We start from the raw sequence: 15,645 nt of genomic DNA, 5'->3' as shown, positions 1-15,645 counted from the left end.
AGAAGGAGCAGTTCGCCCCTGATAACCGGGCGTTGGCCATCGCGCCTTAGCGAATTGGAGGGACGCGCATCGCCCTCCACTCTGACATCAAAAGCGAGCTTGCCTCTGCAGCACTCATGCCAAGGGCCGAGGTGAGCCTGAGGTACTCGAGCAAGTCCAATCTCCGGGCACCGGCCTCAATGGAAGAGATAGTTTGCTGCGGCCAATCCAAGTGCGAGGCAAGCGATACTTGGCTAATTCCCATAGCCTCCCGTCTCGCCCGAAGCTGCTCTACGAGACGCCGGTATGCTTCTTGGTAGATCGTCTTGGTTGCCATTCCGCCCGCTCGAGGAAGCGGACAGCAATCTATGGCCCAGTGCCGAGTTACATGAAAATCATGTAGACAGTGCAACTGGCTGGTGGGTAAGATCGCTCACTGGTGGGAGCCCTTGGAACTGAGTGCGCCATGGACTTGATCAACTGACCCTATCGACTGCAAGGCCAGACGTGGCCTCACTGGTCGCGTCCCTTGGACCGTACTACTCGTGCCTGTGGTGTGCACTCGAAGACTCTGTTACAAGAAATGCCCCGGTCGCCTCAGATGACGGGCCTGTGTGGAGTTTGCTGCGAAACCTCCAGGCGGCGGGAGTACTGCTGACCGAGACCAGCGATTCACCATCCACTCGAAGGTCCCTTTACCACCCTTTCGCCTGGACATACTCTCCGGCGTGGGAGGCTCTCCCAAACCTTCGCAATGCGCTGGCAGTTGCACTGAATGGCTGGCAAGGGCCGGCCCATACGGAAGCTCGCGTCGCTCTGTGGGGGCGGCTTGTCAACGACGAGATATCCGCATACTTGGCGAACCTTCTGCGACGGCACCGAATAAGTCCTGAGCGAGCAAACGGAGTCATCGCAATGCAGGAGAGCCCATGGTTCAACCTCAGCTCGGGCAGACGGCGATATGTCGCATGGTCGGGGATGCGTGTGGCAGCTAGTGTCATGTTGCAGACTGAGATGAACGAAGAGGCCGCCATGCAAGCACTTTGTAAAGAGATGCAGATCAGATCGCGATGGCTTCAGCGACGGGAGCAAGAAGCAAGACTCGGCCCGAGGGAGTTCTCCTTCTTGCCCAACGCCGACTGGCGCAGACCTATAGCTATTGAGGTTGCGCTAGGGAGCCTCTTGGGATCGGACAGTGACTACTGGACGCTTTGCCCTTCCGCGATACGTCTTACACATGCCGCAAGTTCTCGTCGCTAAAACGTTCCAGCATGCGCCTGCTGGCTTGGCCTAGCGCACAGCCGAAGGCGGAGGCGGGCCGCGCGGCACCGAAGACCCCACACGTCGTGGGTCAGAGCTCCCGCCAGCCGATCAGCGCGTGGTTGAGAAGCAGCGATCTACCTCAGACGCTGAAGGGTAGAGACATCCTCGGGTGAGAGCAGTTCCTCCCCAGTGGCGCTGTTGAAGACAGAGCGATCTAACCGAAGACCGAACCGACTGAGATGGCGCTCGTCCAATAACTTCTGTATCAACTCGGATACTTCGGTGTCGGATGGCCTCTCCTGCGCTCCAGCGACCAAGTCAAGGGAATCTCCTTCTCGCGTCCCGGAGATGAGCGCCTGCTGGAGCGAGACTGGCCTAAGGCCACGCAGTGTCTGTGAAAGACCAATCACCATCTGCTCGCTCACGCTGAGCCTTTGCTCCAGCGACCGTACGTATGCGGCAACTGCCGTGTCGTCTGAACGCGAGGGATCAGCAGTGGCTGGCATCCGCAGATCTAGCCTAAGCTCCTCGGACCTTAGCTCAATGTAGATAGCCTTGAGTGGCTCCTTGGAACGGTTGCGAACGATCGACGCAGCTGACGGTCCGCCAAACGTTTCCGTGCAACGCCTTCCAACCTCCGCAATGAAGATCGGAGAGCGCTTGAATGTTCCGCCAAGCTTCTTGTGACGACGTGCCTCTTCTGCGATCTCATTACAGACTGACCTAATTCGGTCAATTGACTTTTTCAGCCGAACGTCAATCCCGGGTTTAGTGCAGATGTATTCATACAGAAGTTCTGAGCTTTCCCATTGATCTTCGACTTGGTCAGTCATGCGCCTTCTTCCCTAGCAGTCTCTCACCGACATCTTCATCCCACGTCACTGCAGACGATGCACCAGCTTGTAGCATTGGCTTGAACGCATCTGCGACGCTCGCCAAACTCGCCGCGAGTACAGGGTCAACCATTGCGTCAACGGATTCATAGACGTTCTGAATCCGTCTGTAGGCGTCTGTGTCCGTGCAGTTATAGTGCATCCGGAAGAGATTCTGCATCGCCTCGGCAACCACGGTGGTTGTCGCGCGTCCAACACTGTCCGGAACGCCAAGCAAGAAGGGATCGATGCCACATTTGGAGAGCACCACGTTGATGATGGAGTTGAGCTCCAAGACAGGCCCCATGTTCTCCTGTCCAGCGTTGAGGATATCTGAACTCTGCGACAACTCCTTCAAAAGCTGGACATGATTCGTCACAGTCGCCGAAACCTGAAAATCTTCGCGAGGCGCGTCACTCGTCAGAGCCTGAGCTCCTCCTTGAGGAGCGATTCGTTCCGTAGCTGCAATGCTCTTCTGAAGAAGCTGATACCGTGCCCACCAGTCAGAAAGCTTCGGCTCGATGTTCGCATCTATTTCCTCGATTCTAGCTTGAGCATTCACGTACGCCTTCGATCCAACAGCAGCCTGACGCTTCATCGCGTAGCAATTTTCGCGCTCCAGGCCGAGACGGCGAAGATCGTACATGAGCTCATTGCAGCGGTGAGCCTGCCCGTACAGGAACGCGGTTCCGGTCAAAAAGAACTTGCAGTTCCCACAGCTCCTGGCTCCGCCCTTTACCGGTCCTCCCAGCTCATCACCCTCGCTGCACTTAGCGCCGGGGCAGATTCCATCCCCATACCAAACCCAGCTTCCTGACACATGCTTAGCCGCCTCTATCCCGACTTGGCTTTCGGTCAGGAAGTCGTTTGACATGAGAAGCCGCGTGAATGCGTCCTGACCGAATACCTCCTTAAGAAGCTCGGGAGAGAGCGATTCGCCTGACTCGAGACGCTCCATCAGCTGGCGGGCATCGTCCCGCCCAGAGTTCGACTCAGAACGATGCTGATAGGCATGTAGCCTGCGGCGTATCTCCCGGGGATCTGATGCCTCATAGTGCAGTGTCATCGCGATCGATGCATGACCCGCTATGTACTTGCTGATGATCTCTACCGGAACGCCCTTTAGATACAGCGATGTAATCCCCGAGACTCGGAGGGAGTGAAGGTCGTGAATGGCCCTCTTCGCGTCCGCGCGGCCACCCGATCTCTGAGTGAGAAGCCGTAGCGGCGTTCCTCTCCTGCTCCATTCGACCTGAGCTTCCCCGCACAACAGTACCCAGAGAGCCTCCATCTTTGCCGACGATACTGGTCTATTGCCACCTGCGAAGCTTGAGGCATCTCGAAACAGCACGTGAAATCCCGGAAGGATGTCGACAACATTGGCTTTGATGTTGAGATCATCATCCGACAGCCTCAACTTCTCCGTATGAAAAATTGTTGCGGCAACCTTGCACCACTCCCGCTGGATATCAAGGATGGAGTAAATCTCCGCGTCCGGCCAGGGAATAGTGAATCCGCGAAAATCTTCGGGATTCCACATCTGCGTCTTGTTTGTAGTGACGTAGATGCCAATCTGATCGTTGCCCGACAGCACGTCATTCGTTAGGGGACGGAAGACACCAAAGCTCCTAGAGATTTCAGCGAGCGCCGAATCGTTCTCTACAAGCCTCGCCGCGCGCATATCCCACACGTACTCGTCGCCCAGACCAGAGTCGAGCCACCTGACCTGAAATCCGCGAAGTGGCAACTCAAGCATCAAATAGATCGCAAGCGCACGTGTGGGCTGCCATATCTCAATTCGGCCCCCAGGCAGACTGCGTTCATATGGCCACTTTCCGCTATGTGCTCCATCGACCACGATCCAGTCGCGCCTGAGGGAGCTCTGTGACTGCGGCCAGCCAAACGTTGGGACACCGCTGCCATCGCGATCAAGAAGCAGTTCTCGGCAGAACTCCAGCACGTCCGTCCCGACAGCAGAGCGATGAGTCCGTCGTGGGGCGGCCTGCTTCCAAATCCAGTCACCTTCTGCAACTGGGTTATCAACTCGCAAAGACCCAATCAATCGCTGATCGAGCGCAATCGCGCCCAAGTTCTCTTGCCTGTTGAAATCCATTACGCGGTAAAGCTGGCGCATTGCGCCTGTCTTGGATGCTGCTCTTAAAGGACCGGGCTTCTGCCTGGTCGTCTTTGTGACGTAGTTATCCAAGTACTCTCGAAATGAACTGCCATCACGGTCTTGCCCATCATTCCGTACCTGCTTGTGGTCAAGTGCCTGAGGAGATGGCCACGACTCCAAAGTCATAAGCCAACGGAAGAAGTGTCTAGCATCAGTGTACTGCTGAGGGGTGTACGTCTTGTACTCCGACGCAAACATCCGCTCATACAGCTCCGTCCAAATAGAGAGTCGGGCATCTTCGCGCAGGACCCACTCAAGTGACCGAGTGCGAACTTCCCCAAACACCCTGGATCGAGGGGGAACTGGAAAGCTAGCTGAGCCGTGCACCGATTCGAAGCTTACTCGGAGAAGCTCCCACCATTTGTAGGACGCGAGCTTGAAATCACGAGTTGCTGTCAACAGTTCAGGTGATATGTCACCGATGTCGCTGCAATTAGTCGAAAGGAGAAACCATGACAAGTACAGATTCTGAGTTGCATCCGCCCGCTTGCCGAGCGCCTTGATTTCAAGGGTGCAAACGCGCCTGAACAGTTCGTTCGGGAAAAGATCAGGATCCTGAAGAACTTGTACCAGAGAACCGCTACGGATGGTTAGCCCTGTCTCAGCTTTAGCCTCTGCAACCAAGGACTCTGTCATCGCGAGAGAGTAAAAAATAAGGCCGCGGCGCCAGAGCGTTGTCAGGATCAGATGGACGATCTTCTTGAATGAGGATCCAGCGATCAGCTCTTTCCGTATACCCGAGTACTTCTGACCTCTCGCTGCCGGCAGGGAAAGGAGAGAGATGAGTTGATCCACCATGGCCAGAGGATCTTCGCAGCTGAACACAGTGCTCAGACGCAAGTCGACTTTCTTAATCCGACCCTCCTGAAAAGCAACTCGGACCCCTGCCAGATCTTCCGGCTGTATGCGACGCCACAGTCGGATCTGGTCGTCTTTGCTGAGAAGCGCTAGCGCCTGGGAGAGACTCTGGCCCGACTTCAGTTCTAGTTGATCACCAATCGCGCGTAACAACCAGGTTTGGCGCAGGTAATGGAGCGTACCAGGCGTGCCGTCCTCTGATGCCTTGAAGTCAAAAGCACGAATGACATTCCTATCCTCCCGAAATTCCGTCATCGAGCTTGTAAGCTTGAGGACTATCGAACGCTCAACCTCTACACCGACATCGCGCCACTCGATTGGCGAAATCGTTCCCGTAACGACGAACTTATCCGGACATGCGTTGAAGACGATCTCGCAACTGCTGCCCAATCCACGATAGTGCTGTAGCTGAGAAATGTCCTGTGTAACGTGATCGAGCTGTGTCACGGCTTACCCCAGCTGCTTGGGAATTCTGGCCTCGCGTATGGAATTCTGCGGATGTCAGTTCCCGAGATCCTCGCCCTGACAGAAGCGGCGCTGACATGGTAGTAGGTATCTGTGCTGACAATCGAGCTGTGGTGCATCATCCTCATCAGCGTTTCTTGAGGGATCTGAAGTACGTCAGCGGCATAGAAGCCATAGTGGTGGCGACATGCGTGCGATCCTGCCCTTATCCCTACACGCCTGAACGCTCTATCAACCAGCTCGTGTGCGCACGAAAGACTCAATGGTTGCCCATAGTTCAATGCTCCATTACGCGTGGTGTTGAAAAAGAGATACGGGTGGCGAAGGCGCCCCGTCCTGAGCAATGACTTGTGATCATCGAAGTACGCTTCAAGGCAGCGGCGAAAATACCTGCCCGTGATGCTCTCCTCCAGCCAGAAAGCATATCTGTTTGCGGAATCAGCTTCGGTCAGAACCATTCCCTTCCACCCTGCAAACTCACGATGTCCCCTTCCCAGTTGGCTTCGCGGGAGGCGCTTGTACACCCTTGCGAGGAAGCCAGACCTATCCTCTGTAGTCGACGACACGCAACTCCCATTCTCGGGATGCTCAAGGCGAATCTTCGATGCACCCGTTTCGCGAAACAACTCGACAACGTCATTGACATACAGATGCAGTGGCTCAGAGATGCGAAGTCCCGCATAGCCAAGCAGCAGTAACAACATCTTGTCTCTTGGCGACCGTGCCCCATGCTCTACCGTCTCTATCATTTCCGCCGGCGAGAGATGCTTCGCCCGCATAGCCGCCTTGTCACTCTCGGTCATTCTGCGATTTATCGTCGGAGCTGCTTTGCTTCTTCGTCGGCGTACTCCTCTCAGATGGACGAGCGCATCGCTCCGGCCAGCTTCGCGGGCAGACCGATAGAATCGAGCGACCTTGACTAGGGCATGCTCGTCCGGATTGAACACAGGGGAGTCGTGCAGCTTGGCCACAAACCTGGAGTAGCGATCCAGCGCCCGGATCTCTTCGCTCACAGTTGAGATTCGGACCCGCCTCCAGTAGAGGCCCGTTGGGTCTTCACCGGCAATCCAAGTGCCGCGAAATCTAGCCTCGGCATACTCCTGCACGAGCACGTACAGATCACCGGTAAGCGGAGCCTCGCCGCCGCACTTCATTTGGCAGAACGCGTAGAACGTACCAACGGCCCGAAGGTGAGCCTCGATCTTTGAGTCACTCCAATTTTCCGAGCTCAGCGCTCGCGCCCATAGAGCCGCTGTTGCACTTGGAAGACCGTTTTTCAGAAACAAGAAAGGGAACAACCCACCTTGTCGTTCCACGACAGGGATATAGATGATACGCCAAGGGCGATATGGCAGCGGCTCCGAACTCATCTCCGGGGGACTCGGCTAGCAGCACCCCTAATTTATGGACTCCCAGCTTCCCTCGTCAAGCTTCGCGTTTCGCCCTAAATGACATCAGTGAACCCCCCACTAAGTGGCCGCGATGAATCCCTGCCCGTGCGGCTGGGCCGGTGATCGCAGCAACCGCTGCCTGTGCAGCGATGAACGGATCAACCGCTATCGCGCACGGGTGTCCGGTCCGTTGCTGGACCGCATCGATCTGCATATCGGCGTGACGCGGATGGACGCGGTGGAGCTGCGGGAGAGCACGCCGCTGGGTGAGCCCAGTGCTGCGGTACGCGCACGGGTGGAAGCCGCCCACGCCCGGCAGCAGGCGCGTGGCGCGCTCAATGCGCATCTGCCGCCAGCGGCGCTGCGGGCGTGCACGAAGCTGAGCGAGGCCGATCAGGATCTGTTGGAGCAGGCCATCGAGCGTCTGCAGCTTTCGGCACGTGCGATGCACCGGATTCTGCGGGTGGCGCGCACGATTGCTGATCTGGCGGGTTGCGAAGTGATCCAGACAGCGCATCTGGCTGAGGCTATTGGTTACCGGCAGTTGGACCGGGGAAAGCCCTAGAAGCACCGTCCCGAGTGGTCGTTGGTAGAGTCGACTGTTAGTCGACTCGCGCGCGAAGCGCGGTATCTTGGTGGGCCGACGCGAAGAGCAGTCGACTAACAGTCGACTCTACCAGGAGCGGGTCATGGCCGCCTGGCGGCGCTAATGCCGCCCCCGCCATCACGCCGCGGAATCCACCCGCCCCCGCTTCGCCAGCAGCGCCACCCGACGGCTGACCAGCGCATGGAGCTCCGCCAGCTCCGACGCCCGGTCAGCCGTCATGTTCCCGCCAAACAGCACCCGCGACAACGCCGCCTCGTCGCTGTCGTCCGGGTGCTGCCACCGGTCCCGGTAAACCTTCTGGCACACCAGCCAGGCCAGCCGCAGCCCCCCACCGGGCAACGGACGGACCACGCGCTCGTAGACGTGCCAGAACTGGTACTCGGCCTGCAGGTCGATCACAGGCGTCACGGACGGCACCTGCCGGAGCCGTCCTGGGCCCCGGATGCCGAACAGCAGGGTTCGCGGGTTGTGCTGTGCCATGCCAACAGGATGACCCAGCAACGTTGTGGGAACCTTGCGTCGTTGCCGGAAAATCGCTGCCGGCCGCGCAAAGCTGGGTCTGGGGTCAGAGCCCTTTGCTGCGCAAAGGGATCTGACCCCGATCACGGGATGGCTGCGGGGTCGGATCCCTTTGCGCAGCAAAGGGCTCTGACCCCGGCCTTCGTTGCCTCAGAACGTCATCGAGGTACTGAACATCAGCTGCCGTGGCGCGCTGCGCTGCAGGGTCTGGTAATCCCCCGAGAATGACGAGCCTGCAATGGTGGCGGTGCCGATGTTGTGGCGGTTGAACAGGTTGCTCACGTCCAGCCGCAGCTCCAGGCCGGGCACCGCGCTGTCCGTACCGAAGCGGTAGGCGGCATAGGTATTGACCTACCAGAACGTCGGCACGCGGATGTCGTTCTCGTAGGTGAAGGGCTGGCGCAGGTAGGAGGTGCTGGTGGCACCAAAACGCCAATCGCCGAAATGCGCCGACAGGTCGCTGACCAGCGAGATCTGCGGGTAACCCGGCTGGGCGTTGCCCTTGATCGGGTACACCGTGTCGCCCACCACGAAGTCACTGTCGTAGTAGGAACGGGCCACGGCCACGCCCTGGTAGAACTGCAGGTGGTCGGTCAGATCGGCGGTGATGCCGAGGTCGGCACCGATCACGTGCATCTTCGGCATCAACCGCACGGTATTGATCTGTGCGAACTGGGTGCCGATGGCCGCCGACAGCAGGCGATTGCGGATGTCGTTGTAGAACACGTCGCCGGTGATCGTCAGCCGGTCGAAGCGATGCGACGCGCCCACGGTGAGGTTCCAGTTCTTCTCCGGACGCAGCGTGCCCGCCACGCGATCGAACTCTTCCTGGTCGGTGATGGTCCACGCCGAGGCGGTGTAGCCGATGTTGCCGCGCTGGGCGACGCGGTAGCCGTTCATGGTGTTGGCCAGGTCGATGAAGGCATCGGTGGATTCGGTCGGGCTCCAGAACAGCGAGACATGCGGCAGGAAGTTGCTTTTCGCGCGCAGCGTGCCGTTCACCGGCCGGTCCTTGGCATCACCGAGGCCGCCACCACTGGTGCGGAAATCCACGGCCTTGAAGCCGACACCCAGCTTCAGCGTGTCGTTCAACACGATGTCGTCCTGCAGGTAGAACTGACGCGAGCGGGTCACCCAGCTCGATGCGTTGTCGGTCTTGAACGCGGGGCCATACACATCGAACGGACCGGTGGCCTTCAGCGGCGGGCCCTCGCCCAGCAGCGGCTGCTGGTACCACTCGGTCTTGGCGGCGGCCTTGCTCTTCTCCTGCCAGAAGCCGGCGGTGAAGGTGTGCGCGCCCGCCTCGAACTGCAGGTTGAGCATGCCGCCCAGCCGGTTGAGGCGCGGTGTCTGCACCTGTTCGGAGAACGGCGCGCCGTTGGGTGACGGTACGGTCGGGTCGGTCAGCGTGGCCTGGGTGTGGCTGTTGGCGTTGTACAACTGCACGTTGCCGCTCAGCGCCGGACTGATCTGGAAGCGATGGCTGATCGAAGACACCCGGTCACGGGTGATCTGACCGGTGTCGTACGGAATCAGTTCGGACAGCTCACCGCAGGTGTAGGCGCCGCAGGACTTGTCCGCATTCTCCGGCGAGGCCACGTAATACGCCCAAGCGTAGTCCGGGTAGAAGATGTCGGCCTTCCAGCCCAGCTTGCGGATCATGTCGAAGGAGATGTTGTTGTAGCCCCAGACCTTGGCCTTGCTGTCTGACAGGAACACGGTGAAATCGCCCCAGGCGACGTCCTGCTGGAGCTTCAGGTCGCCGCGCAGGAAGTTCTGCGTGCCCTCGCCCTGGTACTTGTCGGCGGACACACGCTGCAGGTCGACCAGTACTTTCGGGCCATGCTCGCCGAGCTGGCCGCTCTGCCCGGATGCGGTGGTGACCAGCGTGTTGTTGCTGCCCACGCCCTGCTTCACGCGCAGGCTGGGCGTGTCCTGCAGCTCGCGCAGGCGGTATTCCAGGCTGCCGCCGTTGACGCTGCTGGAGAACACGCTGACCGGTGCGCCACCGGGGCTGACCGTGATCGCGCCGATGCCATCGGGCACGCCCACGTTCACCACGCTGGTGCCGGTGAGCGAGAGGAAGCCGTTGTCGTTCAGCGGCACGCCTTCGAAGGTGATGCCCATTTCGTTCATGCGGAAGCCGCGCACGAACAGGCTGGTGGCCGAGATATCCAGGCCCAGCCCGTCGGTGGCGGTGTAGCTGGCGCCCGGCACCTGCTTCAGCATCGCCAGGCCGTTGTTGCCGGTGACCATCGCGTCGAGGTCGTCTGCCTTGATGATGTAACGGTTGGGGCCGACCACCTGGGTCGGTGCCACGGCCGCACCGCGCGGTGTGGCAATGACCTGCAGGGCGTTGAGCGTGGTGGGCGAGTCGTGCGCGGCATCGTGCGTGTCTGCTGCGTACGCAGGTGCGGTGATCGCCGCGATGATGGCCAGGGCGAGGCGCGTCGTGGGTGGGGTGTTCATGGGCAGATCCAGGTGCAGGGAGAGAGCGGCGCAGGCGCACGCCCAGCGCGTTGCAGCACCGGTGTCGGCGCCCTGGCTGGCGGTGCGATCGCGTTGAGGGGGTGACGGCGCGCTGCGCGCCGGTCAGCAGACGAAGACGATCATCTGCCGTGGGATTCGGTGGGGTGATTTCGACGTGCGAAATTCTTGCATCGCACTGCCGCATCCGCCATTGCACCGTGGTACAGCGCGGCTATACGCAGGTATCGTCCTGTCCGGTATCTTCAGATACCCGATTCCAGATTGGCAGGAGCCTTGATGACCCGCTGGACCACCTGGAAAGCAATAGCCAGCGTTGGCATGATGTTGCTTTCGTGCATGGAAACTGCGCTATCGCACGACAGAGTTGAAGTGCGTTCCCCACAGCGTCTGGATGCCCTGATCGACGCGCTCGTCACCACGCCGTCGCCGATCAGCCCGGCCCAGTTGCATGAGCTGGGCATCATCGCGCCGTTTTCATTTGAGAAGGATGCAGGACCGCGCATCTACCGGTCACAGCCGATGCTGACCGCCGATGGCTTTGCCATCGATAACGTGGAGTATCGCGTTATACGCGGCGAGGACGATGAAATCCGCCTTCTGTTCGTCACGTTCGTGGATACGCCATGCTTCCCACTGGAGCGGTTGGCTAAGCGTTACACCCTGCAGCCATTCATCTATCCACCCAGCCATGGTGCGCCATTGATCGCGCGGAACCACGAGCAGCACCATTCGCTCACCGTAGGAGCGCAGGAGATCATCGTCCGCAGCCAGCGCGATGCTCCGCACTGCGTGCTGGGCCTGAGGCGCTGAGCGCCGCTTGGCGCCTCAACGCAATACGTAGGCCTCAATGGCGCGCGCCACGCCGTCATCAGCATTGCTGCTGGTCTCAAACCGCGCCACCGCCTTCACCGCATCGATGGCATTGCCCATCGCGACGCAGGTACCGGCGTACTGCAGCATGGTCAGATCGTTTTCCTGGTCGCCGATGGCCATCACGTTGGCGCGGTCGATGCCCAGGTGCTCGGCCAGCTTCTGCAGGCTCGGGCCCTTTCCCGCGCGGTGGTCGAACACTTCCAGGAAGTACGGCGCGCTCTTCAATACCGCGAAGCGCTCGGTCAGCGCGCTGGGCAGGCGCGCGATGGCGGCATCCAGTACCTCGGGCTCGTCGATCATCATCAGCTTGATGAAGGACATCGACGGGTCCATGTCTTCCACGCGGCGATAGGACAGCGGCATCCGCGAGAGATGCGAATCGGCCACGGTGTAGTAGCTGATGTCCTGGTTGGGCGTGTACATGCGCTGGCTGTCCAGCGCCTGGAAGTGCACGCCCACTTCGCGGGCCACCTGCTCGCAGAACAGGAAATCGTCGAAGCTGAGCGGATAGTCGACCACGGTTTCGCGCGTGCCGACGCGCTGCACCAGGCCGCCATTGCAGGCGATGCAGTAGTCGTCGTTGCCGGTGATGCCGAGCTCGTGCAGGTACGGCGCCAGGCCCGGAACCGGGCGGCCACTGGTCAGCACGATGTGCACGCCCAGCGCGCGCGCCTGCGCGATGGCCTTCCTGGCGCGTGGGGTGAGCTGGTGCGACGGGTCCAGCAGGGTGCCATCCATGTCGATGGCGACCAGTTCGATGGTCGATTGCCTGCGGCCCATGTCCATTGCGTTCAACTCGTGCGGGGCACGCCAGTTTACCCCCTCATGGCCGGTTCACCTCTTTGCCCACGTTGGCCGGGATACTGCAGGAGCCTGTGCGTTCCCCACCGCAGGACGGCCCATTGACCGCCCTTCCCTGGAGAAGCTTGCGACGCATGACCTACCGTGCCCCCGAAACCGACGACAGCGCCCCCCTGGCCCAGCAGATCGAGCAGATGATCGACGAGCTGCCCGGCGACCAGGTGAGGGTCGGCACCCTGCTCAGTGCGCTGGGCGATGAAGGCCTGTTGCTGATCGTGATCCTGCTCTCGGCCATCTTCATTATTCCGGTGTCGATTCCGGGGCTGAGTACCGTGTTTGGCGCCTCGATCCTGCTGATCGGCCTGAGCCGGGTGCGCAACCGCCCGCTGTGGGTACCGCAGAAACTGGCGCGCCGCGAGATCGCCACCGACAAGCTGAAGGCCAACCTCGGCCGTGCGCTGAAGTGGGTGCACCGCATGGAGCGGTTGTCGCGGCCGATGCGGCTGGCGGTGATGGTGCGCTCGAAGAAGATGATGCGCCTGAACAACCTGATGCTGGTGTTCGCCACCTTGCTGCTGATGGCGCCGGCCGGACCGATTCCCTTCAGCAACACGCTGCCGGCATTGGCGCTGATGTCCTTTGCGATTGGCTTCATCCAGCGCGATGGTGCGGCGGTAGTGGCCGGTTATGGCTTCTTGGTGGCCACGGTGGTGTATTTCGGCGTGTTGCTGGGTGGCGTGGGGTTTGCCGCCGAGTCGGTGTTCAGCGGGTTCCGGGCACGCTGAACCCGGTGGCAGAACCGGCAGGGCGGAGTCGACAGGGTAGTGTCGACTGCCCTTCGCTGCTTACCGGGGAAGCACGCGCTGCGCGCGCGAGTCGACTGACAGTCGACTCTACCGGATGTTCTTCGGCCATGGCTCGATGCTACACAGCTACTTGGCCGACACCCGCCACACCACGTCGCCCACGTCGTCGGCGACCAGCAGCGCGCCTTCGGCATCCATGGCCATACCCACCGGTGCGCCCATCAGGGTCTTCTCGTCCTTCGAGGCGAAGCCGCTGACCACGGTCTGCGGCCGCCCGGTCGGCTTGCCGTCCTTGAACGGTACGTAGACCACTTCGTAGCCGCTCAGCGGCGAGCGGTCCCAGCTGCCGTGTTCGCCGATGAAGGCACCGCCGTGGTATTGCGGCGGCAGCGCCTGGCCGGTGTAGAACAGCAGGCCCAGCGGCGCCACGTGCGAGCCGATGGCGTAATCCGGTGTGATCGCCTTGGCCACCAGGTCCGGCCGCTGCGGCTGCACGCGCTCGTCCACGTGCTGGCCGTAGTAGCTGTAGGGCCACCCGTAGAAGCCATCCTCCTTCACCGAGGTGAGGTAATCAGGCACCAGGTCGGCACCGATCTCGTCGCGCTCGTTGGCCACTGCCCACAGCTGGCCAGTGCTCGGCTCCCAGTCCAGCCCGGTCGGGTTGCGGATGCCCGACGCAAAGATGCGGCTGCCACGGGTGGCCACGTCCACTTCCAGCACCACCGCGCGGCGGTATTCGACGGCAAGACCATTTTCGGTGATGTTGCTGTTGGAGCCCACGCCCACGTACAGCTTGCTGCCATCGCGGCTGGCCAGCAGTTCCTTGGTCCAGTGGTGGTTGATGGTGCTGGGCAGGTCGGTGAACTCGCGGCCCTTGTCGGACATGCGGGTTTCGCCGGGCACGTAGTGGTACTGCATGATGTTGCCGGTGTTGGCCACGTACAGCGTGTCGCCGATCAGCTGGATGCCGAACGGCGAATGCAGGCCTTCGATGTAGACATGCTGGGTCCAGGTGTTCGTCCCCGGCGTGCGGCGCAGCAGGGTGACCCGGTTGCCGCCCTTGCCGGCCTTGCCCGAGCGCGCCTTCACCTTGCCGGCGATCCACTGCTTGGGCGTGGTGACCGGTTCTTCGCCGGGGCCGTTGCCTTCCACCACCAGTACATCGCCGTTGGGCAGGGTCAGCAGCCGCCGCGGATGCTGCAGATTGGCGGCGATGCGCTCGATCTTCAGGCCTTCGGCCACCGTGGGGGTCTGTCCATCAGCCCAGCCAACGCCCTTGGGTACCTGCATCGGCGGCATCAGGAAGTTGGCCGGCTTGGGCAGCGGCGGCTGCGGGCCCGACTGGTCGGCCGGATGGTACTCGGCCTTGCCGGCGCAGGCCGACAGGGCGGCGGCCAATGCCAAGGCGGCGACGGTGGGCAGGATGTGCTTAGCCATGACGACCTCCCTGCAGCACCGGCGGCTGCAGTGACAGCAGGATCAGGCCCAAGGCGATCAGGGCCACGGTCAGCGCCGACAGGATCGTGCCCGGCACTGCAACGGCATACGCATCGCGGCTGTGCACGAAGGCGTTCCAGATGGCCAGCACCACCGCGACCAGGTTGAGGAAGAAGTCGATGCGGTCGATACGGGTGGCCGTGCCGTTGCGGCGCCAGACCGCGAACAGGTTGATCAGGCGCGGAAGGATGGCGATCATCAGGCCGAAGGTGATCAGCCAGGCGGCGGCCTTGCCCCACATCACCTCGGCGCTGTTGAGGTAGATCGCGTCGAAGATCAGTGCACCGACGAAGAAGCCGAAGGGTATCGGGTTCAACAGGCTGAACAGCGTGGTGCCGAACCCGCGATGGGCCTGGGCGAGCGGATTGACCATCATCGTGCTCCGTGCGGAAGGGTGCACGGGCTGTAGTAGCACAGCGGGCTGTGAGGGCGCGCGATGATGCCCCGGCGGGGCTGCCACATCCGCCGGGAGGGCACCGCGCTACGCGGGTTCGTCCTCGCGCACCTCGTGGAAAGGCAGCATCGTCTCGAAGCCGAATTCGTGTTCCATGCTGGTGCGGACCAGGCCGCCGATGGCGTAGAAGCTGGTATTGGCGTGCACATCGATGCCACAGGGACCATCCTCAGCCAGCAGGTGCAGTGTCTGCGCCCTACGCATCTTCACTCTTTCCTCCTGCAGCAGCGCACGTCGGTGCCGCTTCATCAGCAAGCGCAACTGTTTGACCGTGGTGATATTGAATGTGGCTAGCGCCGGCAGCAGCTCGGCGATATCCGCATCGGTCCAGTAATCGTGGCGACGGTGGTACATCGACAGCACCACCTTGCGGATGGCGGCAACCGAGAGCGGGGTCTGGTCTGCGCGCGCACGTGCACGCTGGCGTCCATTCTTCATGTGTCTTCACTTGCATGTGATTACCCGAGTTTCCCGCACCGGAAGCAAGCGCGCGAAGATGGCGTGAAGGCATTCGCGCGCCCTGTCATAACCTGACGTACTAAGTGTTTGTGACGCAATTGGCACATTCGCACATTGCGGGTGTGAAGAGGTAGG

11 protein-coding genes and 2 pseudogenes are annotated in these 15,645 nt (G+C 60.9%); 3 read left to right on the top strand and 10 right to left on the bottom strand.

Annotated elements, in window-relative coordinates; translation table 11 throughout:
* Positions 1-46: 46 nt before the first annotated feature.
* The 4 genes from AC5P7E_RS18580 to AC5P7E_RS18565 form a co-directional block, all read right to left on the bottom strand.
* Positions 47-316 carry a helix-turn-helix domain-containing protein gene (locus tag AC5P7E_RS18580; protein WP_032966097.1) on the bottom strand — a complete coding sequence of 90 codons (270 nt, stop codon included), beginning with the start codon at positions 314-316 and terminating at the stop codon, positions 47-49.
* Positions 317-1,376: 1,060 nt separating this feature from the next.
* Entirely contained in the window at positions 1,377-2,075 is a 699-nt protein-coding gene (locus tag AC5P7E_RS18575) for a hypothetical protein (protein WP_142806936.1), read from the bottom strand.
* Complete coding sequence (locus AC5P7E_RS18570; protein WP_149501095.1) at positions 2,068-5,595, bottom strand: VPA1269 family protein; 3,528 nt, start codon at positions 5,593-5,595, stop codon at positions 2,068-2,070. Before AC5P7E_RS18570 ends, AC5P7E_RS18575 begins: the two co-directional genes overlap by 8 nt.
* Entirely contained in the window at positions 5,592-6,899 is a 1,308-nt protein-coding gene (locus tag AC5P7E_RS18565) for a site-specific integrase (RefSeq protein ID WP_164166567.1), read from the bottom strand. The genes AC5P7E_RS18570 and AC5P7E_RS18565 overlap by 4 nt, the downstream gene beginning before the upstream one ends.
* Positions 6,900-7,086: 187 nt before the next feature.
* Here AC5P7E_RS18565 and AC5P7E_RS18560 point away from each other — a divergent pair.
* Positions 7,087-7,569: pseudogene (locus tag AC5P7E_RS18560) on the top strand (magnesium chelatase subunit ChlI family protein); the annotation flags it as partial.
* A gap of 159 nt (positions 7,570-7,728) precedes the next feature.
* On the opposite strand, the gene AC5P7E_RS18555 reads toward AC5P7E_RS18560, so the two are convergent.
* The gene (locus AC5P7E_RS18555) at positions 7,729-8,091 is read right to left on the bottom strand and encodes a hypothetical protein (protein WP_114619001.1); all 363 of its coding nucleotides are present in this window, start codon (positions 8,089-8,091) and stop codon (positions 7,729-7,731) included.
* A 189-nt stretch (positions 8,092-8,280) separates the two neighbouring features.
* Positions 8,281-10,599, bottom strand: a pseudogene (locus AC5P7E_RS18550) (TonB-dependent receptor).
* Positions 10,600-10,896: 297 nt separating this feature from the next.
* Here AC5P7E_RS18550 and AC5P7E_RS18545 point away from each other — a divergent pair.
* Complete coding sequence (locus AC5P7E_RS18545; protein ID WP_133050235.1) at positions 10,897-11,430, top strand: hypothetical protein; 534 nt, start codon at positions 10,897-10,899, stop codon at positions 11,428-11,430.
* Between the two features lie 15 nt (positions 11,431-11,445).
* Here AC5P7E_RS18545 and yidA read toward each other — a convergent pair whose 3' ends face one another.
* A complete protein-coding gene (yidA, locus tag AC5P7E_RS18540) occupies positions 11,446-12,279 on the bottom strand; it encodes a sugar-phosphatase (protein ID WP_114619002.1) in 834 nt (277 codons plus the stop codon).
* A 149-nt stretch (positions 12,280-12,428) separates the two neighbouring features.
* Here yidA and AC5P7E_RS18535 point away from each other — a divergent pair, with 149 nt between their 5' ends.
* Positions 12,429-13,079: an exopolysaccharide biosynthesis protein gene (locus AC5P7E_RS18535; RefSeq protein ID WP_033833724.1), complete on the top strand. Its 651-nt coding sequence runs from the start codon at positions 12,429-12,431 to the stop codon at positions 13,077-13,079.
* 147 nt (positions 13,080-13,226) lie between these two features.
* Here the strand turns inward: AC5P7E_RS18535 and AC5P7E_RS18530 are convergent, their stop codons facing one another.
* The 3 genes from AC5P7E_RS18530 to AC5P7E_RS18520 form a co-directional block, all read right to left on the bottom strand.
* Positions 13,227-14,537 carry a PQQ-dependent sugar dehydrogenase gene (locus AC5P7E_RS18530; protein WP_062605462.1) on the bottom strand — a complete coding sequence of 437 codons (1,311 nt, stop codon included), beginning with the start codon at positions 14,535-14,537 and terminating at the stop codon, positions 13,227-13,229.
* Entirely contained in the window at positions 14,530-14,970 is a 441-nt protein-coding gene (locus AC5P7E_RS18525; RefSeq protein ID WP_099562468.1) for a DUF2231 domain-containing protein, read from the bottom strand. Before AC5P7E_RS18525 ends, AC5P7E_RS18530 begins: the two co-directional genes overlap by 8 nt.
* 108 nt (positions 14,971-15,078) lie before the next feature.
* A complete protein-coding gene (locus tag AC5P7E_RS18520) occupies positions 15,079-15,489 on the bottom strand; it encodes a hypothetical protein (protein ID WP_043034252.1) in 411 nt (136 codons plus the stop codon).
* Positions 15,490-15,645 lie beyond the last annotated feature (156 nt).

It is taken from the genome of Stenotrophomonas sp. YJH_SMC_25, from assembly GCF_059369595.1.
The sequence above is the reverse complement of the archived record's forward strand: the minus strand, read 5'-3'. Positions and strand labels throughout refer to the sequence as shown.

Coding starts and splice junctions, on each gene's coding strand:
- AC5P7E_RS18525 (WP_099562468.1), bottom strand. CDS start 14,970: ATGGTCAATCCGCTCGCCCAGGCCCATCGCGGGTTCGGCACCACGCTG.
- AC5P7E_RS18580 (WP_032966097.1), bottom strand. CDS start 316: ATGGCAACCAAGACGATCTACCAAGAAGCATACCGGCGTCTCGTAGAG.
- AC5P7E_RS18535 (WP_033833724.1), top strand. CDS start 12,429: ATGACCTACCGTGCCCCCGAAACCGACGACAGCGCCCCCCTGGCCCAG.
- AC5P7E_RS18530 (WP_062605462.1), bottom strand. CDS start 14,537: ATGGCTAAGCACATCCTGCCCACCGTCGCCGCCTTGGCATTGGCCGCC.
- yidA (WP_114619002.1), bottom strand. CDS start 12,279: ATGGACATGGGCCGCAGGCAATCGACCATCGAACTGGTCGCCATCGAC.
- AC5P7E_RS18520 (WP_043034252.1), bottom strand. CDS start 15,489: ATGAAGAATGGACGCCAGCGTGCACGTGCGCGCGCAGACCAGACCCCG.
- AC5P7E_RS18575 (WP_142806936.1), bottom strand. CDS start 2,075: ATGACTGACCAAGTCGAAGATCAATGGGAAAGCTCAGAACTTCTGTAT.
- AC5P7E_RS18545 (WP_133050235.1), top strand. CDS start 10,897: ATGACCCGCTGGACCACCTGGAAAGCAATAGCCAGCGTTGGCATGATG.
- AC5P7E_RS18555 (WP_114619001.1), bottom strand. CDS start 8,091: ATGGCACAGCACAACCCGCGAACCCTGCTGTTCGGCATCCGGGGCCCA.